Annotated in this window: 29 protein-coding genes; 18 read left to right on the top strand and 11 right to left on the bottom strand. The window is 69.8% G+C overall.

Annotated features, from left to right (window positions below):
• Positions 1-211: 211 nt before the first annotated feature.
• Both ACFYY2_RS03030 and ACFYY2_RS03025 read left to right on the top strand, forming a co-directional pair.
• On the top strand, positions 212-754 hold the full coding sequence (locus ACFYY2_RS03030) for a hypothetical protein (protein WP_388736184.1): 543 nt from the start codon (positions 212-214) through the stop codon (positions 752-754).
• A gap of 5 nt (positions 755-759) precedes the next feature.
• Positions 760-1,458, top strand: coding sequence for a DedA family protein (locus ACFYY2_RS03025; protein WP_388736181.1), 699 nt, complete (start codon positions 760-762; stop codon positions 1,456-1,458).
• Positions 1,459-1,698: 240 nt separating this feature from the next.
• Here ACFYY2_RS03025 and ACFYY2_RS03020 read toward each other — a convergent pair whose 3' ends face one another.
• Entirely contained in the window at positions 1,699-2,142 is a 444-nt protein-coding gene (locus ACFYY2_RS03020; RefSeq protein ID WP_388736179.1) for a winged helix-turn-helix transcriptional regulator, read from the bottom strand.
• 82 nt (positions 2,143-2,224) lie between these two features.
• Between ACFYY2_RS03020 and ACFYY2_RS03015 the strand changes: the two genes are divergently transcribed.
• Positions 2,225-3,235 carry a GlxA family transcriptional regulator gene (locus tag ACFYY2_RS03015; protein WP_388736176.1) on the top strand — a complete coding sequence of 337 codons (1,011 nt, stop codon included), beginning with the start codon at positions 2,225-2,227 and terminating at the stop codon, positions 3,233-3,235.
• 226 nt (positions 3,236-3,461) lie between these two features.
• Positions 3,462-4,613: a C4-dicarboxylate ABC transporter gene (locus ACFYY2_RS03010; protein ID WP_388736174.1), complete on the top strand. Its 1,152-nt coding sequence runs from the start codon at positions 3,462-3,464 to the stop codon at positions 4,611-4,613.
• Between the two features lie 131 nt (positions 4,614-4,744).
• On the opposite strand, the gene ACFYY2_RS03005 is transcribed toward ACFYY2_RS03010, so the two are convergent.
• Together ACFYY2_RS03005 and ACFYY2_RS03000 are read right to left on the bottom strand one after the other, a co-directional pair.
• Entirely contained in the window at positions 4,745-5,494 is a 750-nt protein-coding gene (locus tag ACFYY2_RS03005; RefSeq protein WP_388736171.1) for a class I SAM-dependent DNA methyltransferase, read from the bottom strand.
• A gap of 299 nt (positions 5,495-5,793) precedes the next feature.
• Positions 5,794-6,492 (bottom strand): SDR family oxidoreductase, encoded by a 699-nt coding sequence (locus ACFYY2_RS03000; protein ID WP_388736170.1) that lies wholly within the window; start codon positions 6,490-6,492, stop codon positions 5,794-5,796.
• A 520-nt stretch (positions 6,493-7,012) separates the two neighbouring features.
• Here ACFYY2_RS03000 and ACFYY2_RS02995 point away from each other — a divergent pair.
• Both ACFYY2_RS02995 and ACFYY2_RS02990 read left to right on the top strand, forming a co-directional pair.
• Positions 7,013-7,525: a winged helix-turn-helix transcriptional regulator gene (locus ACFYY2_RS02995; RefSeq protein ID WP_388736167.1), complete on the top strand. Its 513-nt coding sequence runs from the start codon at positions 7,013-7,015 to the stop codon at positions 7,523-7,525.
• Between the two features lie 39 nt (positions 7,526-7,564).
• Complete coding sequence (locus ACFYY2_RS02990; RefSeq protein WP_388736165.1) at positions 7,565-7,882, top strand: hypothetical protein; 318 nt, start codon at positions 7,565-7,567, stop codon at positions 7,880-7,882.
• Positions 7,883-7,931: 49 nt separating this feature from the next.
• Here ACFYY2_RS02990 and ACFYY2_RS02985 read toward each other — a convergent pair whose 3' ends face one another.
• The gene (locus ACFYY2_RS02985) at positions 7,932-8,519 is read right to left on the bottom strand and encodes a TetR/AcrR family transcriptional regulator (RefSeq protein ID WP_388736162.1); all 588 of its coding nucleotides are present in this window, start codon (positions 8,517-8,519) and stop codon (positions 7,932-7,934) included.
• A 162-nt stretch (positions 8,520-8,681) separates the two neighbouring features.
• Between ACFYY2_RS02985 and ACFYY2_RS02980 the strand changes: the two genes are divergently transcribed.
• The 6 genes from ACFYY2_RS02980 to ACFYY2_RS02955 all read left to right on the top strand — a co-directional run bounded on the left by ACFYY2_RS02980 (position 8,682) and on the right by ACFYY2_RS02955 (position 14,756).
• The gene (locus tag ACFYY2_RS02980; RefSeq protein WP_388736159.1) at positions 8,682-9,311 is read left to right on the top strand and encodes an isochorismatase family cysteine hydrolase; all 630 of its coding nucleotides are present in this window, start codon (positions 8,682-8,684) and stop codon (positions 9,309-9,311) included.
• Positions 9,308-10,885: an aldehyde dehydrogenase (NADP(+)) gene (locus tag ACFYY2_RS02975; protein ID WP_388736156.1), complete on the top strand. Its 1,578-nt coding sequence runs from the start codon at positions 9,308-9,310 to the stop codon at positions 10,883-10,885. The genes ACFYY2_RS02980 and ACFYY2_RS02975 overlap by 4 nt, the downstream gene beginning before the upstream one ends.
• Before the next feature lie 134 nt (positions 10,886-11,019).
• Positions 11,020-11,511, top strand: coding sequence for a lipocalin-like domain-containing protein (locus ACFYY2_RS02970; protein WP_388736153.1), 492 nt, complete (start codon positions 11,020-11,022; stop codon positions 11,509-11,511).
• A gap of 471 nt (positions 11,512-11,982) precedes the next feature.
• Entirely contained in the window at positions 11,983-13,503 is a 1,521-nt protein-coding gene (locus ACFYY2_RS02965; protein WP_388736150.1) for a GMC family oxidoreductase, read from the top strand.
• 288 nt (positions 13,504-13,791) lie between these two features.
• Complete coding sequence (locus ACFYY2_RS02960; protein WP_388736147.1) at positions 13,792-14,166, top strand: PadR family transcriptional regulator; 375 nt, start codon at positions 13,792-13,794, stop codon at positions 14,164-14,166.
• Positions 14,163-14,756, top strand: coding sequence for an HAAS signaling domain-containing protein (locus ACFYY2_RS02955; RefSeq protein WP_388736144.1), 594 nt, complete (start codon positions 14,163-14,165; stop codon positions 14,754-14,756). Before ACFYY2_RS02960 ends, ACFYY2_RS02955 begins: the two co-directional genes overlap by 4 nt.
• Positions 14,757-14,803: 47 nt before the next feature.
• Here the strand turns inward: ACFYY2_RS02955 and ACFYY2_RS02950 are convergent, their stop codons facing one another.
• Positions 14,804-15,673, bottom strand: coding sequence for a Bax inhibitor-1/YccA family protein (locus tag ACFYY2_RS02950; RefSeq protein ID WP_388736141.1), 870 nt, complete (start codon positions 15,671-15,673; stop codon positions 14,804-14,806).
• A 397-nt stretch (positions 15,674-16,070) separates the two neighbouring features.
• Between ACFYY2_RS02950 and ACFYY2_RS02945 the strand changes: the two genes are divergently transcribed.
• Positions 16,071-16,265, top strand: coding sequence for a hypothetical protein (locus tag ACFYY2_RS02945; RefSeq protein WP_388736139.1), 195 nt, complete (start codon positions 16,071-16,073; stop codon positions 16,263-16,265).
• Between the two features lie 285 nt (positions 16,266-16,550).
• On the opposite strand, the gene ACFYY2_RS02940 is transcribed toward ACFYY2_RS02945, so the two are convergent.
• From ACFYY2_RS02940 to ACFYY2_RS02930, 3 genes are all read right to left on the bottom strand, one after another.
• Positions 16,551-17,018, bottom strand: coding sequence for a GNAT family N-acetyltransferase (locus ACFYY2_RS02940; RefSeq protein WP_388736136.1), 468 nt, complete (start codon positions 17,016-17,018; stop codon positions 16,551-16,553).
• Positions 17,019-17,087: 69 nt separating this feature from the next.
• On the bottom strand, positions 17,088-17,783 hold the full coding sequence (locus tag ACFYY2_RS02935; protein ID WP_388736134.1) for a cytochrome b/b6 domain-containing protein: 696 nt from the start codon (positions 17,781-17,783) through the stop codon (positions 17,088-17,090).
• Positions 17,728-18,453 carry a molybdopterin-dependent oxidoreductase gene (locus ACFYY2_RS02930; RefSeq protein ID WP_388736132.1) on the bottom strand — a complete coding sequence of 242 codons (726 nt, stop codon included), beginning with the start codon at positions 18,451-18,453 and terminating at the stop codon, positions 17,728-17,730. Before ACFYY2_RS02930 ends, ACFYY2_RS02935 begins: the two co-directional genes overlap by 56 nt.
• A 469-nt stretch (positions 18,454-18,922) precedes the next feature.
• On the opposite strand from ACFYY2_RS02930, the gene ACFYY2_RS02925 reads away from it, so the two are divergent.
• The gene (locus tag ACFYY2_RS02925; protein WP_388736129.1) at positions 18,923-19,486 is read left to right on the top strand and encodes a CGNR zinc finger domain-containing protein; all 564 of its coding nucleotides are present in this window, start codon (positions 18,923-18,925) and stop codon (positions 19,484-19,486) included.
• A gap of 41 nt (positions 19,487-19,527) precedes the next feature.
• Here ACFYY2_RS02925 and ACFYY2_RS02920 read toward each other — a convergent pair whose 3' ends face one another.
• Positions 19,528-19,989: a sigma-70 family RNA polymerase sigma factor gene (locus ACFYY2_RS02920; RefSeq protein WP_388736126.1), complete on the bottom strand. Its 462-nt coding sequence runs from the start codon at positions 19,987-19,989 to the stop codon at positions 19,528-19,530.
• Between the two features lie 661 nt (positions 19,990-20,650).
• Between ACFYY2_RS02920 and ACFYY2_RS02915 the strand changes: the two genes are divergently transcribed.
• The 4 genes from ACFYY2_RS02915 (at position 20,651) to ACFYY2_RS02900 (ending at position 24,892) form a co-directional block, all read left to right on the top strand.
• Positions 20,651-21,256, top strand: a complete 606-nt coding sequence (locus ACFYY2_RS02915) for a hypothetical protein (RefSeq protein ID WP_388736123.1) — start codon at positions 20,651-20,653, stop codon at positions 21,254-21,256.
• Positions 21,257-21,509: 253 nt separating this feature from the next.
• Entirely contained in the window at positions 21,510-22,217 is a 708-nt protein-coding gene (locus tag ACFYY2_RS02910; protein ID WP_388736121.1) for an alpha/beta fold hydrolase, read from the top strand.
• Positions 22,218-22,312: 95 nt separating this feature from the next.
• The gene (locus ACFYY2_RS02905; protein ID WP_388736119.1) at positions 22,313-23,374 is read left to right on the top strand and encodes an NAD(+)/NADH kinase; all 1,062 of its coding nucleotides are present in this window, start codon (positions 22,313-22,315) and stop codon (positions 23,372-23,374) included.
• 252 nt (positions 23,375-23,626) lie between these two features.
• Positions 23,627-24,892 carry an AI-2E family transporter gene (locus ACFYY2_RS02900; protein ID WP_388736118.1) on the top strand — a complete coding sequence of 422 codons (1,266 nt, stop codon included), beginning with the start codon at positions 23,627-23,629 and terminating at the stop codon, positions 24,890-24,892.
• A 37-nt stretch (positions 24,893-24,929) separates the two neighbouring features.
• Here ACFYY2_RS02900 and msrA read toward each other — a convergent pair whose 3' ends face one another.
• Positions 24,930-25,442 carry a peptide-methionine (S)-S-oxide reductase MsrA gene (gene msrA / locus ACFYY2_RS02895; RefSeq protein ID WP_388736116.1) on the bottom strand — a complete coding sequence of 171 codons (513 nt, stop codon included), beginning with the start codon at positions 25,440-25,442 and terminating at the stop codon, positions 24,930-24,932.
• A gap of 699 nt (positions 25,443-26,141) precedes the next feature.
• Positions 26,142-26,618 (bottom strand): MarR family winged helix-turn-helix transcriptional regulator, encoded by a 477-nt coding sequence (locus ACFYY2_RS02890; RefSeq protein ID WP_388736113.1) that lies wholly within the window; start codon positions 26,616-26,618, stop codon positions 26,142-26,144.
• Positions 26,619-26,665: the final 47 nt, after the last annotated feature.

The raw sequence follows: 26,665 nt of genomic DNA, 5'->3' as shown, positions 1-26,665 counted from the left end.
GTGGGAATCCACGCCGCACGGGCAGAGGCTTCCATGGACGAGCCTGCGTTCCGGGACCGGCAATCCGCCGCCGCCCTGCGCACGGGGCGCGGACGGACCACACGCAGGGGTCCGCGGGAGGACGGGGCCGGCATGAGCGCGATCACGCCCCGGCGACGCGCGTCCGTGAGCCTCTCGGCAACCCGGCAGTCCGGCCGGAGCGGCGCGCGTGATGAATGAGACAGTCACCGTCGCCCCCTGGCCCGTCATCGCGCTGACCCTTCTGTGGCTCGCCCGCCGCAGGCCGGCCGTATACGCCCGGGCAGCGGTCGCGCTGCTCCTGTCCTGCGCGTCAGGGCTGGTCTTCGCGGGCCTCTCCGCCACGCGGGATCTGCCGATGCGGGAGGGGAAGCTGCTCCACGACTACGTAGCGCTGCCGGGTGTCTTCACGGGCTGGTACCTGTTGATGGCCCTGGCAGCGGTCGCCTCCGTCTCCGCCATACGCCTGCGCATCGCCGTCGCCGTGGGCGCACTGATCGGTGTCGCCTCCTGCGTCCTGCTCGCCCCCCGCCACGAACTCACCGCGCTGTGGGGCGCCGTCGTCCCCCTGTGCAGCTGGTTCGTGGCGGGATGCCTCCAGCGGAGAAGCCTCTGGAGCCTGCCCGCGCCGGGACCCTGGGACGCGCCGGAGCAGTCCGTTCCGTCACGGTCCCTCCCGCAGGCACCCGGAGAACGCTCCGCCCGCACGCTCGTACCGCTGCGACAGGCGGGCTGACGGCCATGCAGCTGAACGACGTGATCGAGGCAGCCGGGTGGTGGTCCTACGCGGTGGTGTTCCTCCTGACCGCCGCAGAGACCGGCGTCTTCGTAGGGCTGCTGATCCCCGGCGAGACCGCGGTGCTCCTCGCCGCCGCGATCGCCGGGCGGGGAGATCTGAACGGCCCCCTTCTGGCGGTCGTCGTCGTCGCCGGGGCCGTGACCGGCGACACCCTCGGCTTCGCACTGGGCCGACGCTGCGCACGACAGCCCGCCAGGCCCCGCCGCCGGGCGTTCCGGGTCGGCAACCGGAGCGGCCGCACCTCGGCCTTCCTGCTGCGTCACGGCGGTGCCGCGGTGTTCACCGGCAAGTTCGTCGGCTTCGTGCGTACGTTCCTGCCGTACGCAGCGGGCTTCTCCGGCATGCCCTACCGCCGTTTCGCCCTCTACAGCACGGCGGCGTCGGTGGTGTGGGGCACGGGGAGCGTGCTCCTCGGCTATTACGCGGGCGCGGCCGCGACCCGGTTCGTCCACTCGACCGGCCTGGTGGGCGCCGCCGCGCTCGCGGCGGTGAGCGTGCCGGCACTGGTCGTCGCGAAGGTCGTGGCGCGTCGTCGACGCCCGGTCGGATCTGCCGGATCGGCGATCGTCGCCTCGGGCGGCCCCCGCCTGCCCTTGCCCCGGGGGACGGCACACGAATACACACATGTCCAGGAATGCTGAGTGCGCGCGAGCGCATGTCGTCGGCCCCGCTTCGGCAGAAGGCCGAGAGCCGACGGCCGAGGGCCGGTCGGTGCCGTAAGGCCCTGCGAAGTGCCCTTCTCACGCGCCCGTACGTCCGTCGCGTCATGGGTCATCGGTCATCCGCGATCCGCGATCCGCGATCCGCGGCAGCGTGCACGGCCCCGCACACGCGGCAGCCCCGCCCGGGCGGGTGGACGAGCGGCGGCAGGGGCGCAGCACTCAGAGCCCGTCCGTCCCGTCCAGGACGGTCACGAGGCCGCCACCCTCCAAAGGGTCACCGCACTCGGCACAGACGACCCGCGTCTCCACGTCGGCGCCGCACGTGTGCAGGAACCGGGGCGCGGGCGGCGGGTTCTCCAGGTACCGAAGGCCCCACTCGCGGAGTCCGATCAGTACGGGTTCCAGGGCCTGCCCCGCGGAGGTCAGGTGGTACTCGAATCGAGGAGGGCGGTCCTGGTACCGGCGCCGCTCCAGAATCCCCGAGGCTTCCAGGGACCTCAGTCGCTTGGTGAGGACGTCTCGCGGAGCGCCTGTGTTGGCGTGGATTCCGGCATACCGCCGGACCCCCATGAACACCTCCCGCAGGACGAGGAGCGACCAGCGCTCCCCCACGAGATCGAGGGTCTCCGTGATGGGGCAGGCGCGCGGCCGGGCTTCGGGCATACCGCGATCCTAGTTGGTTTGTCATCCAAACTCACTGGGCCTAGCATCGGCTTCGTCCATGTGGCACGTACGAAGGCGTCCGATGAACCGCAAGCACGCCGACAGCGGCGCTCTCCTCGTGACGGTCTTCGTGTTCCCTGGGGTCCGGCTGCTGGACGTGACCGGCCCGATCGAGGTGTTCACCTCGGCGAACGAATTCGGTGGGCGCTACCGGCTGAGCGTCGTGTCAGCCGACGGCGAGGAGGTACGGACTGCCGCAGGCACCCGCCTCGGTGTCGACTCGGCGGTGGGGGACGTCCACGGGACCAGCGACGTGCTGGTGGTCCCCGGAGGCCCCGACTGGGAGCGCATGATCAAGGACGAGGAACTGCTCGGCAGCGTACGCACTCTCGACGCCCGTGCTCGGCGCACGGTCTCCGTCTGCACCGGAGCCTTTCTGCTGGCCGCGGCCGGCTTGCTGGAAGGGCGCCGCGCCGCCACGCACTGGCGCCACTCACAGCGGCTAGCCCAGCTCTTCCCCGCTGTGCGGGTCGAGCACGACGCGATCTTCGTGCGGGACGGCAAGGTGACCACCTCGGCCGGAGTGAGCGCCGGCATCGATCTGTCCCTGGCCGTCGTGGAGGAGCACTCGGGGGCGGAAGTGGCGCGGGCAGTGGCCAAGGACCTCGTGGTCTTCATGCAACGACCGGGTGGCCAGTCCCAGTTCAGCGTTCGCGCCCGCGCGCCGCACACGCGCCAGGAAACGCTCCGCAGGATCCTGGACGCCGTCACGGAGGACCCGGGAGCGGACCACACCCTGGCCGCCATGGCGCGCGGTGCCGGTATCAGCGCTCGTCACATCACCCGGTCGTTCCGTGACGAGCTGGGGACGACACCGGCCCGGTACGTGGAACAGGTCCGGCTGGAGGCCGCGCAGGCGATGCTGGAGACCGGCGACGATCCGATGACCGCCATCGCCCGGCGTACGGGATTCGGCTCCCCGGAGTCGCTGCGCAGGGCGTTCGTGAGGAATCTCCAGGTGACCCCGGGCGCGTTCCGGGCGCGTTTTCACACCACCGGATCAGGAGTTCGGAACACCGCGCACCTGCGGTGACCGGCCTGCCGCCGCACGGTCGCGGACGCAGCCATCGCACTCCGCACGTCCCGATCCGAGGGTGTTGTGGCGTACGCGGCTATGCGGCCCGAACGCCCCGCCGCTCTAGCCTGAAACGGCCGGTGCGCCGACCGGATCGGCCGCACCCCGCGTCTCCAGGGTGCGTGCCTGCCCCGGGTCGGCCGACCGTGACATACCCGAGACGACGGAAGAGGCGTTGCACGCCGTGACACCCCACCCCAGCAGCACGCGCACCACTCCGAGGGAGGACGGCGCGAATCCGGCGGTCCCCGCGCTCTCCGGCCCGCCACCGCACACCGCAGTCGGACGATCCGGACAGCCCGCGCTCGCACCCAGCTGGTTCGCGGCCGTCATGGGCACCGGGATCGTCGCCAACGCGGCGGTCACCCTGCCCCACAGGGTTCCCGGGCTGCGCACCGCCGCCACCGTCATCTGGGTGGTGGCCGTGCTGCTGCTCGTGGCCCTGACCGCCGGATACGTGCGGCAGCGTGCCCTGCGACTGCACGCCGCCGATCCGGTGCAGGTACAGTTCTTCGGCGCCCCCGCCGTGGCACTGCTCACGGTGGGCGCGGGAGCTCTGCAACTCGGACCCCGGGTGATCGGCGCGCAGGCCGCACTGGGAGTGGGCTGGACGCTGTGGTCGCTCGGCACCGTGCTCGGGTGCGTCACCGCGTGCACCGTCCCGTACCTGATGATCACGAGGCACAGCTTCGCATCCGACGCCGCGTTCGGGGGCTGGCTTCTGCCGGTGGTGCCGCCTCTGGTCTCCGCCGCGACGGGCGCGCTGCTCGTCCCGCACACACCCCCCGGCGAGCCGCGACTGGCGCTGCTGCTGGGCTGCTGCGCGCTGTTCGGGCTCGGTCTGCTCGCCGTGCTGCTCGTGCTGAGCATGTTCTACAGCCGACTGGTGCACCATGCCGCGCCCACCGGGGCGACGGTGCCCACGGTCTGGATCGGCCTGGGGGCTCTGAGCCAGGCCGTGACAGGGCTGAGCCTGCTGGCCGGCGCCGTGCCGAGCGTCCTGTCCGCCTCATACACGCGGGGCGCGGAAGTCCTCGCCCTGGTGGGCGGGGTGGGGCTGTGGGGCTTCGCTCTGCTGTGGCTGGCACTCGCCTCGGCTCTCACGTTGCGGGAGTTCCGCGCCGGGCTGCCCTTCTCCCCCGCTTGGTGGTCGTTCATCTTCCCCCTCGGCGCCTACGTCACCGCCACGGGTGCGGTGGGTGTACGCAGCGGCTCGCAGCTGTTCGGCTGGGCCGCAGCCGTCCTCTACGGCCTGCTCGTCGTCGCCTGGATCGCGGTCGCGGGCCGGTCGCTGCGCCACGCCGCGGCAGCGGCCGGCGGCTGGCGCCGGGCGTAGACATGGTCCGCGGCCGTCCTCCCGCGCCCCGGGGAAGTCCCGCGTGACGCGGGTACCGAAGAGGACGCGGGTACCGAAGAGCGTGTGCGCACCCGCACGCCCCCGCGCCTCTTGCCCGGCCGCACCGGTGCTCAGGGACGCACGGACGGGTCGGACGGCTTCTGCCATACCGAGACGTGTGACCGGCTGGACGCGGTGAAGGGGGTTCCGCTCCAGTCGGCCCGGCGCTCGATCAGGCTCAGCCCCGCGAGGGCGGCCATCAGGTCGAGCTCAGCGGGCCAGACGTACCGGTGGGGTGAGAGGAATGTGGAGCCCCGGCCGTCGACGGTCGTGTGGTGGTGCGACACCACGTGCTGGTTGACCAGGTCGTACGTATCGAAACCGACATGCGTCCCACCGACGTGGAAGACCCGGGTGGTCTCCCCGGGGGGCAGGCGCCGCAGTTCGGGAACGAACACCTCGATCACGAAGCGTCCGCCCTGTTCGAGATGAGCGGCGGCGTTGCGGAAGCACGCGACTTGCTCGTCCTGGGACAGCAGGCAGGTGATGGCGTTGTAGACCAGGTAGACCAGGCTGAACCTCCGAGGCAGGCGAACCGTCGTCATGTCGCCCACCACGAGCTCCATGCCGTGCCCGCCCGGCTTCCTCCGGAGCTCGCGGGCCATGGGCTCGGACTTCTCGATCCCTGCGACAGGGACGCCCCTGCGGCTCAGCGGAAACGCGACCCGGCCGGTCCCCACGGCGAACTCCAGGGCAGGGCCGCCTCCGGCGTGGCGTTCGAGGAAGTCGACGGTCGGCCCCAGGACTTCGGGCAGGTACATGTGCGCGGACGACTCGTCGTAGGCCCGGGCCACCTGCTGGGTCCACACATCAGCGTTCATGACGTCGGAGGCTGCCACGCCCGTGAACCGGTGAGCCACCGGATTACGCCGCGCGCGCATTGGCCGTCATGTACTCCTGTGCGCAGGCCCGGGCGTCAGGACCTGAACACCCGGTCCGTACGCACGGATCCGGACATGTGGACCGGGCCCCCTGTCCGTACGCACGGACCCGGGCGCATACGGACCGGGCACACAAACCCCGACGCACGGAACGCCTGCGGTGGGAACCGGTCGACCACCGGCTCCCACCGCAGGGCATCACTCACCGCCGAAGCGTCCGGGCTCGTCGCTCCGAGACCTCAGCGGCCGGCCGGCAGGCTGGGCGGACCCGACAGCGCCGCCTTGACCGAGCGTGTCCCCTCATCGGCCAGGACCTCCAACTCACCGCGGATCACCGCGTCCATGGTGAGTTCGGCGACCGTGGCGGCGCTGATCTTCGGCGCGTCCGTCCATGCGCTGAGGTCCGTGTCGACGAATCCGGCGTGCACGCCGACCACGAGGGTCCCCTGGTCGTACAACCCCTTCCGCAGAGCATCCGTCAGCGACCACTGCGCGGCCTTGGACGCCGCGTATCCGGCGAACTGCGGCTGGCCCGACCAGGACGCCACCGACAACATGTTGACCAGGGCCCCTCCGCCGTTGCGGGCGAGCACGGGCGCGAAGGCCCGCGACACCGCCCAGGTGCCGAAGTAGTTCACGTCCATCGCCTGCCGGGCACCGTCGAACGCGCCCTCCAGCAGCTGAGTTCCGGCGCCTCCGATGCCGGCGTTGTTGATCACGATGGACGCGTCACCCGCGATCTCCGCGGCAGCGGCCACACTCTCCTCGTCGGTGACGTCGAGACGAAGGGGGATGACGTCGGGATCCGTCACCGTGGCCGGGTCCCGGACACCGGCGTAGACCTTCACGGCGCCCCGGTTGAGCAGCTCGCGGGCGAACGCGCGGCCGATGCCGCGGTTGGCGCCGGTCACGAGTGCGATCGATCCCTTGATGTCCATGGCACTTTCCTTTCACGGCAGGCATCGCTGAGGGATGCCTGCCACGCGTGTGATCTGCTGAGTCGCCGGCGCGAGGCCGGATGTGACGGCCCCCGGGCGCGCCGATGGGACGGTGAGCCGCGGACGCCGCATCCGGGAAGGCCGGCAGCCCGAAGGGGACTTCTGCGGCTTCCAGTTGCTCTCACCGCATCTCGACGAGGCGAACGCTAAACACTTGACTCTCAAATTTCAATTCAGGGTCCGGATCGGGGCGCCCGGCGGACGTGCACCGCGACCGGACCTCCGCACCGCACCGCCCGGTTCGGGGCGGCCACAGGTGCACCGGTGGGTCATCTGCCCCGACAAAAGGTTCTCCCCGGAACGCGGCCGCCGCAATCGAGGCACCGCCCGGATGACCGGACATCGGCTTGGCCTGGAATCGACATCCTCACTTGCAAAGAGAAAGCCAAGAGGTACGCTCATGAGGAACGGGGCCAGGGGCGGGCACGGCAGGTGACTCCGCGACAACAGGAGGTGTGCGGTGTCGAACAGACGGCAGTTGTCCGAGGTGACGGACGACGACCCGGCCTGCTCGATCGAACGCAGCCTGCAGATCTTCGGCGAGCGCTGGACCTTGCTGGTGCTCCGCGAGATCTTCGCCGGCAGGCACAGGTTCGCCGAGATCCAGGCATCGTTGGGGATCGCCTCCAATCTGCTCAGCACCCGCCTGAAGCTGCTGGTCGAGTCGGGTGTGCTGCACACACAGACCTATCAGGAACCGGGCAACAGACCTCGGCAGAGCTACCACCTGACGGAAGCGGGCCTCGAACTCCGCGTGACCCTCGCCTCACTCCAGCAGTGGGGCGACAGCCACCGCGCACGCCCTTCCGGCCCCTCCGCCCTGCGTCGGACACGCCGTGACGGCCGCCCCGTCCATGTGGGCTTCCTCGACGACGAGGGCCGCGAAGTGCCGGACAGCGACGTACTCATCGTCGTGAACGCACACGCCACGGGTGACGGGGACCGCACGGGCACCCCCTCGCCTACGGCCTGAACGCAGAGAACGGGCCGGGCGCGTTCCGATGGGGGGCACATGAGCGTGCGGGGACGGAGTTATCGGTACGTCGGACCGGTCGACCTGGTGGCCGCCGTCCGGCCCGGCAGCGGCGGCCACCGGATCACCTCGGCAGCCGGCTTCGCCGACTGGGACGCGGACTCATGGCCCGCGGTCGCCCGCGCGCTGGAGCGCGCAGGGCTCGGGGGACCGCCGGGTTTCACCCGCGACATGGTCTTCCGGCGCTGCCCCGGATGCCAGGAGCACAACATCGTGCGCGAGGACGACTTCGTCTGCGTCTTCTGCGGCAGCGAACTGCCCGAGGCCTGGAACGTGGATCCCGGAACGGGCACCTGACTCACGGAGCACGGGCACCCGGCTCACGGAGCCTTGTCGACGGCGGCTGTCAGCCGGTGGGCGACGTCGGCCCGGCCGCGTATCGCTTGAGTTCGCCGGTGACCGTCTCCAGCAGTTCGTCGGACAGGCCCTTGTCGGCCACGGCCCGGGACATGAGCACGGCGCCGACCATCGCGCTCAGCGTGAGCATCGCCTCGGCGCGGGCGTCACCAGCGGGCTCGTCGAGGCCCTCGAGGAGTTCGAGGTACGTACGGACCTGCTTCTCGTACGCGTCCTGAAGGCTCGGGTCACGTCCCGCGTCGGCGCCCAGAGGGACCAGCGCACAGCCGGTGGCGGGCGTGTCCCGGTGCGGCTTCGCCAGGTACGCGTCGATCAGCCCCGCGCGCGGGTCCTGCTCGTTCTTCCCCGCGGAGCGCTTCATCTTCGCGGAGCCCTCGGCCAGGGCGGCGGCCGAGGCCTGGGTGATCAGGTCGTCGCGGGAGGTGAAGTGCTTGTAGAAGCCGCCGTGCGTCAGGCCGGCTTCCTTCATGAGGTCCGCGACGCCAGGACGGGTCACACCCTCCTCGCGGACCTTGCGCGCCGCGATGCGCAGGATGCGCTCGTGCGTCAATACCTTCTCGGCCTGTGAGCGTCCCATGCGGACCACCTCCTTCGATCAGTACTCATTCGCGAAACCTGGATGACGACCATCATACGGGATACCCGCCTGCTGCAATTCGAACAGCACGCGCTTGACTTTCTGGATGATGCAAGTAATCTTCAATGTAGATGTTCACCGTCATCCAGATCGGAGCGTTCCATGTCCCAGTCGTATGACCCCCGTCACACAGCCGTGCTGCTCGTCGACCCGTACAACGACTTCCTGTCCGAGGGCGGGAAGATCTGGCCACGTCTGAAGCCCATGGCCGAAGAGGTGGGCCTGCTGGACCACCTGCGCTCCGTGGTCGGTGCCGCTCGCGACACCGGCACGCTCCTCACGTACGTCCCTCACCGGCGCTGGGAGCCGGGTGACTACGAGACGTGGAACCACCCCAACCCCACCCAGCTCGGCATCATGGAGCGCCACAGCTTCGCGCGCGGGACCTGGGGCGGGGAGTTCCACCCCGACTTCCAGCCGGAGTCCGGAGACGTCGTCGTCGCCGAGCACTGGGCCCAGAGCGGGTTCGCCAACACCGACCTCGACTTCCAGCTCAAGCAGCACGGCATCACCCACGTCGTGCTCGTAGGGCTGCTGGCGAACACCTGCATCGAGTCCACCGGCCGTTTCGCGATGGAACTCGGCTACCACGTGACGCTGCTTCGCGATGCGACCGCCGCGTTCCTGCCCGAGATGATGCACGCCGCTCACGAGCTGAACGGCCCCACGTACGCCCACGCCATCACCACCACCGACGAATTCACCACCGCACTCAAGGGAGCACAGTCATGACGCTGACCGGAGAACTGCTGATCGGTGCGAGCCGGGTGCCCGCCACCGCCGGAGTCATGAAGGCCTTCAACCCGGCCACCGGAGACCTCATCGAGCCGGAGTTCGCCTTCGGCGGCCGAGCCGAGGTCGACCGTGCCCTCCGCCTCGCCGACAGCGCTTTCGACAGCTACAGCCACACCGGGCTGACCGAGCGCGCGGCGTTCCTCGACCTCATCGCGGACAAGCTCGAGGCGAACAAGGACGAGATCGCCGCCCGTACGGCGCTGGAGACCGGTCTGCCGGCCGCCCAGTTCGAGGGCGAGACGGTGCGGACCGCCGGAGTGTTCCGCAAGTTCGCGACCGTGGTCAGGCAGGGACGTTTCCTCCAGACGGCCATCGACAGCGCCCTGCCGGACCGCCTGCCTTCACCGCGGATGGACCACCGTCTGCAGAAGGTGGCCCTCGGCCCCGTGGTGATCTTCGGCGCCAGCAACTTCCCCATCTCCTACTCGGTCGCGGGCAACGACACCGCATCGGCCCTCGCGGCCGGCTGCCCCGTCGTCCTGAAGGCCCACAACGCGCACCCCGGCGCCTCGGAGCTCCAGGGCCGGATCATCCAGGAGGCCGTGGCCGAAGCGGGACTGCACGAGGGTGTCTTCTCGCTCGTCCGCGGTGACGGCAACGAGATCGGCGAAGCGCTGGTCGACCACCCCCTGGTACGCGCGGTCACCTTCACCGGATCCGAAGCCGGCGGAATGGCCCTCTACCGCCGTGCTCAGCAGCGCCCCGACCCCATCCCGGTGTTCACCGAGATGACGAGCGTCAACCCGACCTTCGTCCTGCCCGCCGCACTGGCGGCCCGCGGGGCCGAGATCGGCACGGGGCTGGTCCAGCGCGGCATGTACAACGTCGGGCAGGCCTGCCTCAAGCCCGCCATCCTCTTCGCCGTCGACGGACCCGGCTACGCCGAGCTGCGTGACGCCGCCATCGCCGAGGTGGAGAAGGTGGACGCCCGTCCCATGCTCACGATGGGCATCCACGACGCCTACACGCGCAACGTGCAGCGGATGGAGGACAACGGCGCCGCCCGCCTCGGCTCCGGGGAGGCCCCGGTCCGTGCGGCCGACGGTCAGTCGCTTCTCCTCGAAGTCACCGGCGAGCAGATCCTGGCCGAGCCGGCCCTGCGTGAAGAAGTCTTCGGTCCCACCCTCCTGCTGGTCAAGCTGACAGGAACCGAGCAGCTGCTCGAGGTGGCCCGGGCCTTCCGTGGGCAGCTCTCGGCCACCATGCACGCCGAGAGCGCCGACACCTCCGTCGCCCAGGAGCTGCTGCCCGTTCTGGAGCGCCGCACCGGACGCATCGTGTTCAACGCGTTCTCGATACCGCAGGAAGTCAGCTACGCCTCCACCCACGGGGGCCCGTTCCCCGCCACCTCGGACAGTCGCTTCACGTCCGTCGGCATGGGTGCGATCGAGCGCTTCGTGCGGCCGGTCACCTACCAGAACTTCCCCGACGAACTCCTGCCGCAGCCGCTGCGGAAGACCAACGAGCTGAACCTGTGGCGGCTCGTCGACGGAGAACTCACCCGGGACTGATCGCCGCTCCCACCTGCGCGCAAGCGCCACCACGGGGAACGCCGCGGAAGCCTCGGCGCGGAGGCACCACCACGGAAGCCCCACCACAGAGGCCCCGTCCGCTCGCTCTCGTCGCATGAAAGGAGTGCCAAGCCATGGACATCGACATCACCGCGCATCCCGAGGAGAAGGGTGAACGGGCGGCCCGGGAAGAGGTGCGCCGGAAGCTGCTCGGAGCGTGGCAGCTCGTGTCGTACACCGCCAGGAGCACCGGAGGGGAGGTCATCCACCCTCTCGGCCCCAAGCCCCAGGGCCTGATCCTGTACACCGCTCAGGGATACATGTCGGCGCAACTGGGGCGCGGCGACCGCCCTCTCATGATCTCGGGACGGCTCGAGGACGCGGCGACCGACGAGCTGGCCCGGGCCTCGGTCAGCTACCTCGCCTACGGCGGGCCGTTCGAGGTCGTCGACCCGACGACCGTCGAGCACCGTGTCACGACCAGCCTCTTCCCGAACTGGGTGGGACGTACTCAGGTGCGCAAGGTGACGTTCGCCGACTCGCTCCTCAAGCTCGGCATCTCCACGCCCGTACGCCTGTGGGGCGCCGAGCGCACAGCCGAGCTCACCTGGAGCAGGCTGGGCTGACAGCACCCCTCGGCCGGGCCCGGTTCCGCGACGTGTGACACGCGCGGTTCGCGGGGCTCGGCCGAGGGCTGTCCCGTATCCACAGCGGATCGGCGCGCGGCGTCGGTTGCCGTGCATCACACCGCCGGGGGATCGGGACAACCCCGGGACCGTGTCGGCGCTTCGACAGCACCGGTACCGCACCCACAGCAATTTCATTCACTCCAAAGGTCCAGAAGCCGACCGTTCACGGAATTATGAAAAGGCGGGCGCGTCGGCGGCGCAGCACCCCTGCCCCACCTCCTCCCAGATGTTTCAGCAGGTCAAGCATGTGCCGCTGCTGCCTGCATTCACTTATCGCATGCATCACCATTGGCTCACACTCTTAACAATTCAGCGATAGCCATTTTTACGAATCATTGATTCAACCGGTGGTACGGTTATTTGCCGATCGCCGACTCGAACGGCCGTGAAGAGGAACAGGGGAATCACATGACCAGTGAGCATGCGGCGTACGACGTGATCGTCGTCGGAGGCGGAACGGCCGGCTGCGTCCTGGCTTCGCGCCTCTCCGAAGACCGGGAGGTGCGGGTCCTGCTGCTGGAGGCCGGGACCTCGACCGCCTCCCTGCCGGACGCGGTGACGGAACCGCCGGCCTGGCCACGCCTCGCGGCCACACCTGCCGGCTGGGGCGACAAGACGGTGCCCCAGCGCGTATCCGGCGCACAGGTCGGACTTCCCCGCGGGCGCGGTCTCGGCGGCTCGTCGGCGATCAACGCGATGGTCTTCGCCCGCGGACACCGTTCCAGTTACGACAGCTGGAGCGACCACGGAGCCAAGGGCTGGGCGTTCGACGACCTGCTGCCCTACTTCCAGCGCACCGAGACCGCCGTCAGCCGCGCCGAGGGCAGGGGTACGGCCGGCCCCCTGATCGTCGGCCCCGCCGCTCAGCCGAACGACGTCCTCCTCGCCTGTCTCGACGGCGCCGTCGAAGCGGGGCACCGGCACGCCCACGACATCAGCGGCGGCCTGGAGGAAGGCTTCGCGGCCGTGGACCTCAACATCGTCGACGGACGTCGGCAGAGTGCGGCGGACGCCTACTTGTCCCAGGCCCTCGACCGTCCGAACCTGCACGTCGTCACGGACGCGCTCGCACACCGGCTGCTGTTCAGCGGCAAGCGCTGCACCGGTGTCGAGTACGGCGTCGACGGCCGGACCCACACCGCCACGGCGGACCGCGAAGTGGTCCTCACCGCAGGCACCATAGGCTCTGCCCAACTGCTGCTGCGTTCGGGCGTCGGCCCCGAGGCCGACCTGCTCCAGGCAGGCGTGGACGTCTTCCACTCCCTGCCGGGCGTGGGCCGCAACCTCCACGACCACCCGCGGGCCAACCTCGTCTACCGCGCCCACCGGCAGGTGCCGCCGGCGCTCAACAACCACGGCGAGATTCTCGGCCTGCTGCGCAGCACCCCGGACGCGGACGGGCCCGATCTGCAGATCATCTTCATCGACATCCCCGTGCCCAATCCGGTGGCGCCCGTCGAGAACGGCTTCACCATCGGCGTCTCGCCCATGCGGCCGGTCAGCCGCGGTTCCCTCCGGATCACCTCGGCCGACCCCTACGCCGCACCCCTGCTCGACCCCAACTACTTCGCCGAGGAAGAGGACGTCCGGACGGTCCTGTCCGGAATCGCGACCGCGCGCGGCATCGCACGGTCGTCGTCGCTCGCCGAGTGGGGCATCGAGGAGGTCGGTCCCGGGCTCGGCGCCGTGGACGAGCAGTCGATCAGCGACTACGCCCGGAAGCACTTCAGCTCCTACTGTCACCCGGTCGGCACCTGCGCGATGGGTGAGGACGAGGTCTCCGTGGTGGATTCCGAGCTGAGGGTCAGGGGGCTCGACGGCTTGCGCGTGGCGGACGCCTCGGTGATGCCGTCGATCCCGTCCAACAACATCAACGCCACGGTCTACGCCATCGCCGAACGAGCGGCCGAACTGCTGCGCCGCGCCTGACCGCCGATGTCGGCGCACCGTCGCCGACTCGAAGGCCGCTCAACAGGTCGCCACCGCCGGGCCGGTGTGCCGGACCGCCCCCATCCGGGCGGTCCGGCGCACCGGCCCGGTTCGCGCCCACCCCCCTTCGACGTCGTCTCGTCGGGTGGGCCCGCGGCGTGTGTCCGGCACACGGTGAGCCGGCTGGAGCCCCATCGATCACCCTCCCTCACAACGAGCCTGCCGCGCGCGGAAACGGATCCGCACCCGCTCTCCCACGTGCGTGCTCGACCAGGTATCTTGCATCGCATGGAACCAGGTGATTCGACCAAGCAGGCCCGGGCTGCCGCCCAACTGCGCAAGGGGGTCCTGGAGTACTGCGTGCTCGCGCTGATGCGCGACCGGCCCCGATACGGCGTGGAACTTCTCCGCGCCCTGGAGGACTCCGGCGCCCTGGCGACCGGTCAGGGCACCGTCTACCCCCTGCTCTCGCGGCTCCGCCGCGACGACCTGGTCACCACCACCTGGCAGGAGTCCGCCTCCGGACCGCCTCGTCGGTACTACGCGCTCACCGACGGCGGCCGTGCCGCCCTCGACGAGTTCACGCGCGTCTGGCCCGGCTTCCGTAACGCCGTCGACACCTTCCTGGCCACCTCGCACCCCTCCACCGGAGACCTCGCATGAAGACCTCTGCCGACCCCGTGCGCGACTACCTCTCCACCGTTGAGCGCGAAGCCTCGGCGCTCCCCGCCGACCGCCGCCAGGAGCTCCTCTCCGACCTCGCCGAACACATCGAAGTGACGCGCGCCGAGCGCCCCGACGCGTCGATCGCCGAGATACTCGGGGCACTGGGAGACCCCCGCACGATCGCGGCGACGGCGCTGGCTGAAGCAGGGGCCGGAATCGGGGCATCAGCCACGAGCGGTGCCGGCGCACCGATCCGGCGCGGCAAGGTGCATCCCTCCGTCCCGCTCCTGATGCTCACGCTCTCGCTGCCCTTCATCATGGTCTTCCCCGACTTCCCCGGGCCGCTGGCCGGCGTCCTGTTCCGCATCGTCGGCGCGGTACTGCTCTGCACCTCTGTGCACTGGACCACCGTGCAGAAGACCACCGGCGCGCTGCTCACCGCCGTCATCCCGAGCGTCGTCATCGCCACCTGGAACCTGTCCAGTGGCGGCCCGGCCGGTGACACCGCGGCCCTCCTGGCCAATTCGGCGATGCTCGCTCTGCTGGTCGGCACGGCATCATGGCTCTGGCGGGCACGTCGCACCTGAGCCGAGTGCACGGCGACAACGAGTGCCGCCGGCTCGACGGACCCGCGTCAGTAGACGTCGTCCTCCCGCACCAGCGTGAACAGACGCACGACTTCGACGTAGAGCCACACGAGGGTGAGGGTCAGGCCGAAGGCTGCTCGCCAGGACTCCTCCGCGGCCACGCCGAAGGTGACCCCGTCCTCGACCTGCCTGACGTGCAGGGCCAGGAAATAGGCTCCCATGACGACGCCCAGGACACCGAGAGCGATGCCGAGGGCGCCGCTCCGGAAACCCAGGCCTGCGGTGCTCGTGAAGGCGGAGAAGAGCACGTCGGCCGCGGCGAGCAGGATGAGGCCCAGGGCGGCGCCTCCGGCGAATCCGTGGAACCGGCGGCTCACGCGGATCCAGTGCAGCCGGTACGCGATCAGCACACCGGCGAAGGCGGTCATCGTCCCGAGTACGGTCTGGACGATCACCCCGGCCGACATGTGCGTGGAGACGGTGTTGGCGAAGACGCCGAGGAAGACACCCTGGACGGCCGCGTAGGCGAGGACCAGCCCGGGCGAGACCCTGGCCGTGCGGGCCTGGAGGAGCCACAGGCCGCAGGCCGCCAGAGCGGCCGCGCCGGCGATGCCGTACGACCCGCCCAGGTTCGTCGGGGCGACCGGTGGCACCGTCCACGACAGGACGGCCGCGAGCATCACGGTGAGCAGGGCCAGGGCGGTACGCCCGATGACCGCGTCCATCGTCATCAGAGCGCCGGTCGGCTGCGCCAGGAGGCCGGCCGGGAGTTCCCGGCCCGGAACAGGCCCACCGAGGGAAGGGGATCGCTCCCGCCGACGCGTCGGCATCTCGTCGACCGGGACCCTCGACGTCACCTTCCGCCCGCGCTCCCGGCGGAACTCCTGACGCGAGAGCACGGGATTGCTGCTCGTCAACGAACGCTGTTCCTCCACGTACATCGTTCATCGCCTTTCCTGCGTGCGAGGAGACCGGTCGAGGTCACGCTGCGGGGCGTCCCGGGGAGTCCGCGGAGTACCGCCGCAGATACCGCAGGGCCTTCGCCGGTATCCGGGCCGGAGGAGAGTCACGCCGATCGGCGCTTCGTCCGGAACCCGGCGCGGCCCACCACAGGCCGCCCGTCTGCCGCTTGAGGCACTCGCGTCGAGTCGGCGCGGTACATCTTGCGCGGACAATCACTCTCACACAGGCGTCGTCACCGGTCAAGTAGGTGACAAACACATCACCGCCTTGACTGGTGACATCCCGCAGTGCATTGTTGTGCCAGTCAAGCAGTACGGCGCGTTCCGCCACTGCCCCCAGCGGAGGTTGACTGTGAGCAACGAAGGAACGATGGACGGCTCAGCGGCGGCACGTCAGGCCCGGTTCGGCCAACTGCCCGAGCGCATGCGCTACGAGGACATGGTCGAGGCGAAGCCCGCAGAGCCCGGTGGCAGAGCGGGAAGTTCGTACAACCCCGAGGGTTCGTGGAACTTCTTCTCCTGCCTCGCAGTGGATCTGGGGCTCTGAAGACCGCGCCCACCGGACGGCCCCACGGACGCCGGGAGCGGCTGATGCGCGGTTTTTCCGCCCCGCGTCGGATTTTCTCGCACCGACCGTGAACCCTCCGGGCCTCCCCGCCCGTTCCCTTGATGAGAGACTCCTGCCGCCTGGCGTATTGGCTGGGCTTGGCGGCAGGATTGGGCGGTCGTCATCGCTTGGTCCCCCGCCTCGCGATGGCGACCGCTGTTCAAGCCACATGCCGTCTCCCGGCGATACCGACCGGGAGACGGCAGCGGCATGACCGGCCACGGGTCAGACGGGCTTCCGTCCGGTCGGCGTCCGGCACACGTAGAACAGTTCGGGGTCGCCCTCGTCGAGGCCGTGAAGAAGACCCGCGGGGCTCCATCCGGATCGTCGTAGCAACCGCTGCATGGGCTGGTTGGACACGTTGGCCGACGTGAAGAGCTTCGAGGTCGTGCACGAGTCGGCGGCGGCGCGCAGCAACCGGTGGCCCACGCCCCTGCCGCGGGCGGACGGAGCCACCATCAGCATGGCGACGAAGCCCTGCTCGAAGAAGGTGTACTCGGTCACGCAGTAGCCGAGCGGCCCGGCGGGCCCCTGCGCCACGACCGCCGAACCCTGCAGACACCACCTGCGGATGCTCGCCTGCCGCCCGGCGTCCCCTTCGGCGCAGAGCGGGTCGATGCCGATCAGTGCGTCCGCTTCCGCCTCACGCGCGCGGCGCACATCGAACGCGCCGGGGTCGACCGCATCGTCCATGGGCTCATCATTCCAGTCCGCACCGCGTTCGTACGCTGTACGGACACACCCGCTCGCGCGACCGGGCCGTCAGCCGTCGTCGCTCCCCGCTCGGCTGCGGTCCCGGCCCTCCTCCGTGAGCCACTTGGAGTGGTGCGTCATCGCCCACTTCCGGTCGACGTATCCCGTGCGCATACCCGCCCTCGCCACCGGATCCTGGTACGCCTTCCGCATGTGACCGATCAGGACACCGGTGATCGCCCAGGCCAGGATGTCGTGCACGAAGATCGCGCTGGTCCGGGACACGAAGGGAAGCAACCCCATGAACCACATCAGCAGACCGGTGAACATCATGACCAGCACCGCCCCGGCGATCCATCCCGCGTAGATCTTCTGGCCCGCGTTGAACTTGCCGGCCGGGCGGAAGGACGGGTCGGTGAGCCGCGTGCGGGCCGCGCGGAGCCACCGCCCGTCGTACGCGGCCCACCGGTTGATCCTGCGCAGATCCGCGCGGAACGCCGGGGAGAGCAGGCCGAGGAGGAAAGGCGCCGGAAGCAGGATGCCCGACCACTCGTGGACAGTGATCATGAGATGCCGCCGGCCCACCAACTGGGCGACCGGCCCCAGGTACAGGCACGCCGCGGACACCAGGCACAGCAGCATCAGCCACCCGGTGGCCCGGTGCACCAGCCGTTCGGCGCCGCTGAACCGGGCAACCCTGTCGGCGCGTTCAGGCTGCCTGGCCACCGCGCCGGTCCTCTCCGTCGAGCCAGCCGTCCACCTCATAGCCGCGTTCCTCCCAGTAACCGGGTACGACCTTGTCGGTGACCGAGATACCGGAGAGCCACTTCGCCGACTTGTAGAAGTACATGGGAGCCACGTACAGGCGGACCGGTCCGCCGTGCTCATGACTGATCGGCTTGTCCTGCATGTTCAGCGCCACCATGACGTCGGACCGCCGCGCCTGCTCCAGGGTCAGACTCTCCGAGTAGGCGCCGTCGAAGCAGGTGAACCTGATGGCCTTGCCCTCCGCCCGGACGCCGGCCGCGTCGAGGAGGTCCGCAAGCCTCACCCCGTCGAAGGGTGTGTTCTCCACGCGCCATCCGTCCGTGCACAGCACGTCGTGGACGATGCGCGTGCGAGGCAGCGCGCGCAGCTCCGCCAGCGTGTAGGTCCTCGGCCTGTCCACCAGGCCGTCGATCCGCAGCTCGTAGGTCGTCTCGTCCTTGCGCGGCACCGAACCGACGATGCTGTAGTAACGGAAGCCCCCGGGACTGGGCAGGAGGCCGGTGATCCCGGTCGCGTCGACCTGGGAGGCCTTGGCGAGAGCCCCCTCCCAGCCCCGCTGCAGATACGGCGCGGTGGCCAGCGCCGCGGCTCCGGCACCGAGCATGCCGAGCACCGCCCGTCGGCCCACAGGCGCACCACCCGCGGACTTGTCCGCCTTCCTTGCCATGCCCAGCCCCTTTTCCGGATGGAGTGACGTTCGCGACCGTTCACTCCGCGATGCCGCAGACGGCCGGCCCGTGCGGGCGTGGCGATGGGCGGGCGGAGTGGGGCGAGGGCGGATCACGAGTGCGCCTGCCGCGGGGAATCGCGGACGGCAGCACCGGGCCGCCACATTCATCACCTCTTTGAGTGGTGACGATAGTTGCACGGTCGCCATTACCAGTCAAGAAGGTGACGCGCGCGGGGTCGGACGAGCCTGACGGGGATCTGCCGCCGGCGGCCGATGGGCGGCTCAGGGCCCCACCGCCGGACGGCGCGGGCCGGGAAGCCCTGGCCGCCCCGTTCGGCGAGATGCCGCTTGGCACCGGCCGGTCCGTACCGGCCCCTCCAATCGGACAGCAGGACCACCGGAACTCCCAGGGCTATACACCCTGAAGCTCCTTGCGGGCCGATAAGTCACCTGCCAAAATGGTGATATGAATCTCGACCATGTCTTCGTCTGCGGAAGTCCGGCCCTCGACTTCGCCGCCACGCTCCGCGCACGCCGGTCGTTGCGCTTCGAGATGTTCGTGACACCCGACAGGCTGGACGCCTGGTTCCTGGAGTCCGGCATGGTGGACGCGGTCTCGCCGGCCGGGCAGGCGGACGTCGAAGAGGCCAAGGAACTGCGCGAGGCGGTCTACGAGCTGGTCACCGCCCGTCGCCTCGATGAGGAGTTCCCCGCCGAAGCACTGACGGCGGTGAACACCACGGCGCGCAAGCCGGCCGCCGCACCTCAGCTCACCCCTTCCGGGCGCTGGACGGAGGCGACGCCTCAGGAAGCCCTCTCCACGATCGCGCGGCAGGCGGTCGAACTGCTCAGCGGTCCGGACGTACCGCTGCTCAAGGAGTGCGGGAACCCTCAGTGCACCCGCATCTACATCGACCGCTCCCGGGGAGTGCGCCGGCAGTGGTGCGGCATGGACTCGTGCGGCAACAAGATCAAGGCAGCCGCCTATCGCGCGCGCAAGAAGAGCGGACAGGCCGCCGCCTCACGCTGACGCCCTCCCCCGGCCGCCTCGGACCCTCCAGGTCTCGCTGCTCAGGCGGCCCCGGCCACGCTCCGCAGTTTGCGCAGTGCGTTGTGCTGGCGGGACTTCACCGTTCCCGTCGGCACACCGAGGATGCCGGCGGTCTCCTGGATGGTGCGGTCGCAGAGGTATATGTGCACGAGTACGGCGCGGTGCTCCGGCGAGAGCCTGAGCAGCAGCGGCTTCGCGACCAGCGAGTTGTGCACGGCGTCCGTACCGTCACGCACGAAGGCCGGATCGTTGTACGTCGCACCCACGACCTCCTTGCGCGCGTGGGGCTTGCGCACCAGGTCGATGACCAGATGACGTGTCACGGTGAAGAGCCATCCCCGGACCGATCCCTCGGTTCCGAGCAGACGATCGACGTTCCGCCAGGCTCGTATGGCGGTTTCCTGGACGACGTCCTCGGCGAGACCACGGTCGCCGAGCATCCGCTCGGCGTAGGACACCAGCCCGTCCCGATGCTCTCTCATGATGTTCCCGAACTGGTCCGACCGGTTAGCTGGCGTGGGGGGTGTAGCCATTGTCTGAGCCATTCTGGTTCTCTGTCGCGCCGCGAACGGAGGCCGGTGCAGCCCCCGCATCCGCACCATAGGCAGAGGCTGGTGCCAGAAAACTGCCGCTTTTGTGTCGCCGCGCTGCCGCCCGCGCCGCACCGCGCCACGGCGGTGGGGAGGCCGTCACGAGTCGCGGCACACCTCGGGCCCGAGGTGGCGACCGTATCGCCCCTCGCCCGCGCCGGTCCCGGCGGGAGGGCCCGGGAGACGGACGAGTCGGCCTGTTCCCGGCCACCCGGACCGCCCGCCGAGTACCATGGTCACGCGGAGAATATGTATCGGGGAATGGCGTCGGGAAGAGGGCACCACGCGCACCGGTGACACGATCCGATCGGCCGCCGGAGGCATTGATCCCCGGGGACGAAGGCCGAGGGCGCAGACATGCTCCGCGCACACGTGCACCCGTTTCGGCCTCGCGTATATGTCTCGTCCCGCTGACGGACACACGACGGAATTCACATGAAAGCAGCACGCTCCACCCCGCTGAGCGGCTTGGATGCGTTAGCGGGCTTCGGTACACGCCACTGACGTGGGTACCATGCGCAACGTCATCCACATTTATAGGGAGTGAACGGTTGTGCCCAGCCAATCAGCCGCCACGCTCCGCTCGCGGTACGTAGAACAAGCCGCGTCGGACCTGGAGCAGAATCGCCGCCGACAGCAGGAACTGAGCGAGAAAATCAAGATGTTGCAGCAGGAGGAGAGTCTCCTGGTCGACATCCTGAACCTGGCCAAGCGTTTCGAGCGGTCGTCGGACGCACCGTCGTTGCCCGGACAGACGCAGGCGGAAACCGCCCGCGATGGAGCCGGGGCCGTGTCCGAGGCCGCCGAGCCGCTCGGCGGTGCGACCGGGCGTCCCGCCACGGGCGCGCGGACCCAGCCGCGCAGGGCCGACCAGAAGGCTGCCGGGCGGGGAATTTCCCGTCAGCCTCTTCTCGGACGTGTCCTGATGGATCTCCTCGCGACCCACGACGGACCGCGTCTCGCAAAGGAGTTGCGTGACGAACTCCTGGAGAAGCATCCGGATCGGACGCCGACTCCTCAGGTCGTGCGCAACACGCTGGAGTCCCTTGTCGCCAAGGGTCGCATCCAGCGCCACAAGCAGAAGCGATCCGTGATGTATTCGCTCGTCGAGCGGCCTCAGCGAAAGATCGCGGCGAACCCGTCCACGGACAAGAGCTGACGCCGCACGTGCATTTGCCTGCGGATTGAGGCGACGGTCGGCCCCCGGCCACGGCGGGTGTACTTCCCTCTCGTCTCGCCGGGGGAGGCCGAGTTCCTTGCAGGATTCACGCACCTCGCGTCCCGGAGAAACAGCCGGGATGTGCCGCGCCGATTCGACGCACATGACATGGATCACGCCCGAACGGCGAACTTCCACGCCCCGGCAGCCTCGTGTCGTTGTAGAAGCCCCTACACACGATGCGGAGCCCCCCATGAGCAGCGATGCGATTCCGGCCTCACCCGACCCGCTCTCCCCCGGCACCCACTCCTTCGCGGTGGGTGGCATCATCCAGCGCTATCACGTGCACGGCAGTGGCCCCGTATGTGTGGCACACCCCGGAGGATCCGGCATCCCCTGGGCCTGCCTGCGCACACCCGCCCTGGAGAAACACCTGACCATGGTCTACGTGGAACCGATCGGTACGGGAGCCTCGGGGCGCCTCCCGTCCCACCCCCACGGATACACCAGGGACCGCTACAGCCGGTTCCTGGAGCTGCTGGTCAACAGTCTGGGCGTACGGCGGGTCCACCTCCTGGGGCACGCGCACGGTGCGCTCGTCGCCGCCCATCACGCGCTGCACCGTCCCGAGCGGGTGGCGGGCGTGGTGCTCCACGACGGAGCGCCGGTATCCCCCGGCGAAGCGGTGCGGGCCGGCTGTGTGTCCGGGCTCGACGAGGACCTCAACCCCGACACCACCGACGATCGCGTCTCGCTGAAAGAGCTGACGGTTCCGGCACTGGTCGTCGTGGGCGCCCTTGACGTCGGCAGGGGTCCTGACTGGGGCAGGGAGGTCGCCGAGGTGATACCGGACGCGAGGCTGCTGGTGCTGGAGGACGGCGCGCGGGAGGGATGCATCGGGGAATCCACGTCGTTCACCCACGCGGTCCGCGATTTCGTGCGGGCCGCGCCGACCGACTGATGGGGTGGCCCACGGTCCGGCACGCGCGCGTCGCCTGACAGACGTCGCGCCCGGAGGAGAGTGTGACCCGTCGCCAGTCGGCAATGGAGGGCACCATGACAGTCGGCCGTATCGGGATGGTCGTGCACGCGGGACGCGAGGAGGCCGTGGACGCTGCTCGGAGCGTCCGTGCCTGGTGCACGGAACAGGCGGTGCCGTGCACCGACATCGATGTGTGGCAGGACAGCGGCCGGCACAGCGCCCGGGAGGAGATCGAAGCCGCCGGCAATCCGGACCTGATCGTCACCCTGGGGGGCGACGGCACCTTTCTGCGCGGGGCTCGACTGGCCTCCGAGAACGACGCGCTCGTGCTGGGGATCGATCTGGGCCGCGTCGGGTTCCTGACGGAGGTGTCGGCCGCGGCCGTGCGCTCGGCCCTGGACGCGGTCCGCGACGGTGACCTCGACATCGAGCACCGCATGCTGCTGACCCTGCGGGCCTCCCGGCCCCTGGAGATCCCCCCGGAGATGGGCTCGCTCCTCTGTTACGGGCGAGGCCCCCTCCTGCCTCCGCCCCGGGTGCGCGACGACTGCGAGACCGGCGACGAGTGGGGAGTCGCGCTGAACGTGACCGCGCTCAACGACGTCGTCCTGGAGAAGCTCGCCCGCGACCGGCAGGTGTCGGTCGGCGTCTATCTGGCCGGCCGGCTTCTGGCGTCCTACTCCGCCGACGCACTGCTGGTCGCCACACCGACGGGTTCGACCGCCTACAGTTTCGCCGCCGGCGGGCCCGTCGTCTCGCCCCGCGCCGAGGGGCTGATCTTCACACCGGTCGCTCCGCACATGGCCTTCAACAGGTCGGTCGTGGCCGCCCCGGACGAGCCCATCGCCCTGCGGCTGCTCGAACGCTCGGGCCAGGCCGCGGTCAGCGTCGACGGACAGCTGCGCGGCGTGCTCGATCCGGGCGACTGGATCGGCGTCTATGCCGCCCCTCAACGGCTGCGCTCCGTGCGGCTGGGACCGATGGACTTCTACGGGCGTCTGCGCGAGCGGATGAACCTGACCGACGCTCCCGCCGCTCTCGCCGACGGGGAGGCCGCCCCGCTCTGGCCGCAGACGACGCCTCCGCCTCCGGATCTGGCGCACCTGGCGATGCCGACCTATCCGGCCGCACGGTGACCGAAGCCGCGGATACGCGTCGGCCTCGTCCCGGACCCCGGAATGTGCGTGCGGCTCGGCAGGCCGGGTGGCGGCGCATGTGACTCGTGACCCGAAGGAGTGATCCATCGCCCCTGTGGCACCGGGGGCGGGCATATCGGGCACCGCCTGGTATTGAATCTCTTCCTACTTACTGGAGACAGCTGGTTACCCACCCGCAGGAGCGGAGCACCTGTCGCAGGAGAGCTCCTCATCCGAGAAACAGGTGCGGCCGTGCGGTTCAGGAAATGGTTCGAGCGCCTCCGTGCCGAGAAGCAGAAGAAGCAGGAGCGGCCGAGGGCCGAAGGGACCGCCGGCCCGGAGGCCACCGGGCAGACCCCCGACCCCGTGCCTCGTGCGCGTGTGAGGCCGGAGCCCGCGGCGACCGTGATCCCGTGGGGTCTGCGCGTGGCAGCTGAGGCCGGGTGGCGCCTTCTCGTCATCGCGGCCGGCCTGTGGGTGCTCGGTCAGATCATCAGCGCTGTCCACATCATCGCTCTCGCGCTGGTCGCGGCCCTCCTCATCACGGCGCTTCTCCAGCCGACGGTGGCCCGCCTCAACCGGCACGGCGTCCCCCAGGGATTCGCCACGGCCCTGACGGCGCTCTGCGGCTTCGTCCTGCTGGGCCTGGTGGGATGGTTCGTGGTCTGGCAGGTGATGGACAACTTCGACGACCTGTCCGGTCGCATCGAGGACGGTGTCGACGATCTCAAGCGCTGGCTGGTCGACAGTCCCTTCCACATCACGGAAAAGCAGATCGACAGCGCCACTGACAAGATCCGCAAGAGCATCAGTTCCAGAACCGGACAGCTCACCAACGCCGGCATTCATGGGTTCGCCGTCGTCATCGAACTGATCGCCGGAGTCCTGCTGACCCTGTTCTCCACGTTGTTCCTGCTGTACGACGGGGCACGCATCTGGGCCTGGACCCTGAAGCTCGCGCCCGCCGCCGCCCGCCCGGCACTCCACGGAGCCGGCCCGCGCGCCTGGCACACCCTGACCGCGTACGTCCACGGCACCGCCGCCATCGCGTTCATCGACGCGGCCTGCATCGGCCTGGGTATCTACATCCTCGGCGTCCCGCTGGCCCTGCCACTCGCGGTCATCATCTTCGCGGCCGCATTCGTCCCGCTGGTGGGAGCGGTGGTCTCGGGGGCGCTGGCCGTCCTGGTCGCCCTCGTCGCCGAGGGGGTGTTCAAGGCGCTCCTGGTCCTGCTCATCGTGCTCGCCGTGCAGCAGCTCGAGGGGCACATCCTCCAGCCGTTCATCCTCGGCCACGCGGTGCGCGTGCACCCTCTGGCCGTCATCCTCTCGGTGGCCGCCGGTGGCTTCGTGGCGGGCATCGGCGGGGCCGTCGTCGCGGTGCCGCTCGTGGCCGTGGCCAACACGGTGGTCAGTTACCTGGTCCGCCACGGCGACCGGCCGGACGCCCCGGCCGCCCCCGGCGGTCCGGGAGGTTCGAGCCTTTCGTCCGGATCAGACCCTGCGAGCCCAGCATGATCCGGACGAGAGGCCACGGCTGCCTCTCAGTGCCGCATCACGCTTCCGCGCGCTTCGGCAGCTTCCACCCGGGGCGGGGGAAGTGGCAGGTGTACCCCTCCGGGTACTTCTGCAGGTAATCCTGGTGCTCCGTCTCGGCTTCCCAGAAATCACCCGCGGGCACGACCTCGGTCACGACCTTTCCGGGCCACAGGCCCGAGGCGTCCACATCGGCGATGGTGTCCTCGGCGATGCGCCGCTGCTCGTCGTCGAGATAGAAGATGGCGGAACGGTAGCTCGCGCCGATGTCGCCGCCCTGCCGGTTCCTGGTGCTCGGGTCATGAATCTGGAAGAAGTACTCCAGGATGTTCCGGTAGTCGGTCACCGCGGGGTCGAAGACGATCTCGATCGCCTCGGCGTGGTTCCCGTGATTGCGGTAGGTCGCGTTCGGCACATCGCCGCCGCTGTATCCCACGCGGGTCGCGGTGACGCCGGGGAGCGCGCGAATCAGGTCCTGCATTCCCCAGAAGCAGCCGCCGGCCAGCCATGCCTTCTGTTCAACGTCGCTCATAGCCTGTATCTCTCTTTCAACTCAGGAAATTCGATGGTGCATGCGGCACAAGCCCGTGCCCACCGGATCCGCCCGGCCGGCGGCCACGCTTCACGGCTCCGTCGCTGGAGCACCGGAGACGAAGTCCCCGGCCCCGGGTCCGTATCCGAACGACGTCACGGTCTCCGCCCAGGCGGCGATCAGGCAGGGATCGGCCCACCTGTCCCCCCTGTTCGCGCGGATCCAAAATACTCCCGTGGCCCGTCGGCTCACCGGGTGTCGGCCCGGCGCTGCAACGGAGTGGGCGCCCTGGGGGCGGCTTCGCGAGCACGGCATCTGCGACCAGTCCCTCCGAACCGGCACCGCCCGAAGAAGCCGCGATCGGACTCGTCTCCACTCAAAGCCCGGGGGGCGCCGAATATTCCGCGCCCGGGACGCCCGCGCGGCGCCGGCGGGGGGCAGTGAAAGCCGGAGCCCCGTGGAGTGGAGCACCCCGCTCGGAGCGCGGCGCTCACCCGTGGGCGAGGCCTGGACGGATACCTCACACGACTCGGAGGATGCGCATGACCCCGAGTTCTCCCGGCGGCCCGGTCGCGGCGTGCGCCTGCCGAGGGGGCCGACGCGCCGGGCGCGGGTTCACCCCAACAGATTAATCCTGCCGTCCATGGCCGTCATGTCGGCGGGAGCCGAGGGCCTCTCGGCTCGGGACGTGCGGCTCCGTCATGTGGCGATCTCACGCAGAGCCGCCGCGAGCTTCGTGAGATCGAGGCCCGTCAGGTGGTCGAGGAAGTGACGGCGGGTGGCGGCCAGATTGGTCGGCCACGCCCCCTCCAGGCGTTCGAGGCCCGCCGGAGTCAGGATGGCGTTCCAGCCGCGGGCGTCGTTCGTCGCCCTGACCCGTTCGAGCAGCCCCTGGCTCTCCAGCCGGGTCGCCAGCCGCGTCATGCCGCTGAGCGACATCTCGACCGCGGCCGCGAGATCACTCATCCGCAGTTGCTGTTCGGGAGCCTCGGAGAGGTTCATCAGGGCCAGGTACTCCACGAGGGAGATCCGCTGCTCCCGCAACATGTCGGCGTCGATCGCACGGGGCAGCGCGTAGATGACCCGGTTCAGCGACCGTACGACGGCCTCCTCTTCCGCGTTGAGAGGCTGGATCACCTGTTCAGCCGGGTTCGATTGCTGTGCGATATGTGACATGCTCCCACTTTACTTGCTCAACGAAGAATTTGATCGGTCGCGAGCCT

It is taken from the genome of Streptomyces sp. NPDC001822, from assembly GCF_042892135.1.
GTDB lineage: Bacteria > Actinomycetota > Actinomycetes > Streptomycetales > Streptomycetaceae > Streptomyces.
This window is presented reverse-complemented; position numbering and strand designations above follow the sequence as displayed.

Coding starts and splice junctions, on each gene's coding strand:
- ACFYY2_RS02910 (WP_388736121.1), top strand. CDS start 21,510: ATGAGCAGCGATGCGATTCCGGCCTCACCCGACCCGCTCTCCCCCGGC.
- ACFYY2_RS02960 (WP_388736147.1), top strand. CDS start 13,792: ATGGAACCAGGTGATTCGACCAAGCAGGCCCGGGCTGCCGCCCAACTG.
- ACFYY2_RS03000 (WP_388736170.1), bottom strand. CDS start 6,492: ATGGACATCAAGGGATCGATCGCACTCGTGACCGGCGCCAACCGCGGC.
- ACFYY2_RS03005 (WP_388736171.1), bottom strand. CDS start 5,494: ATGAACGCTGATGTGTGGACCCAGCAGGTGGCCCGGGCCTACGACGAG.
- ACFYY2_RS02985 (WP_388736162.1), bottom strand. CDS start 8,519: ATGGGACGCTCACAGGCCGAGAAGGTATTGACGCACGAGCGCATCCTG.
- ACFYY2_RS02990 (WP_388736165.1), top strand. CDS start 7,565: ATGAGCGTGCGGGGACGGAGTTATCGGTACGTCGGACCGGTCGACCTG.
- ACFYY2_RS02905 (WP_388736119.1), top strand. CDS start 22,313: ATGACAGTCGGCCGTATCGGGATGGTCGTGCACGCGGGACGCGAGGAG.
- ACFYY2_RS02940 (WP_388736136.1), bottom strand. CDS start 17,018: ATGGACGATGCGGTCGACCCCGGCGCGTTCGATGTGCGCCGCGCGCGT.
- ACFYY2_RS03030 (WP_388736184.1), top strand. CDS start 212: ATGAATGAGACAGTCACCGTCGCCCCCTGGCCCGTCATCGCGCTGACC.
- ACFYY2_RS03025 (WP_388736181.1), top strand. CDS start 760: ATGCAGCTGAACGACGTGATCGAGGCAGCCGGGTGGTGGTCCTACGCG.
- ACFYY2_RS02955 (WP_388736144.1), top strand. CDS start 14,163: ATGAAGACCTCTGCCGACCCCGTGCGCGACTACCTCTCCACCGTTGAG.
- ACFYY2_RS03015 (WP_388736176.1), top strand. CDS start 2,225: ATGAACCGCAAGCACGCCGACAGCGGCGCTCTCCTCGTGACGGTCTTC.
- msrA (WP_388736116.1), bottom strand. CDS start 25,442: ATGAGCGACGTTGAACAGAAGGCATGGCTGGCCGGCGGCTGCTTCTGG.
- ACFYY2_RS02920 (WP_388736126.1), bottom strand. CDS start 19,989: ATGAGAGAGCATCGGGACGGGCTGGTGTCCTACGCCGAGCGGATGCTC.
- ACFYY2_RS02890 (WP_388736113.1), bottom strand. CDS start 26,618: ATGTCACATATCGCACAGCAATCGAACCCGGCTGAACAGGTGATCCAG.
- ACFYY2_RS03020 (WP_388736179.1), bottom strand. CDS start 2,142: ATGCCCGAAGCCCGGCCGCGCGCCTGCCCCATCACGGAGACCCTCGAT.
- ACFYY2_RS02925 (WP_388736129.1), top strand. CDS start 18,923: ATGAATCTCGACCATGTCTTCGTCTGCGGAAGTCCGGCCCTCGACTTC.
- ACFYY2_RS02970 (WP_388736153.1), top strand. CDS start 11,020: ATGGACATCGACATCACCGCGCATCCCGAGGAGAAGGGTGAACGGGCG.
- ACFYY2_RS02965 (WP_388736150.1), top strand. CDS start 11,983: ATGACCAGTGAGCATGCGGCGTACGACGTGATCGTCGTCGGAGGCGGA.
- ACFYY2_RS02930 (WP_388736132.1), bottom strand. CDS start 18,453: ATGGCAAGGAAGGCGGACAAGTCCGCGGGTGGTGCGCCTGTGGGCCGA.
- ACFYY2_RS02975 (WP_388736156.1), top strand. CDS start 9,308: ATGACGCTGACCGGAGAACTGCTGATCGGTGCGAGCCGGGTGCCCGCC.
- ACFYY2_RS02935 (WP_388736134.1), bottom strand. CDS start 17,783: ATGAGGTGGACGGCTGGCTCGACGGAGAGGACCGGCGCGGTGGCCAGG.
- ACFYY2_RS02980 (WP_388736159.1), top strand. CDS start 8,682: ATGTCCCAGTCGTATGACCCCCGTCACACAGCCGTGCTGCTCGTCGAC.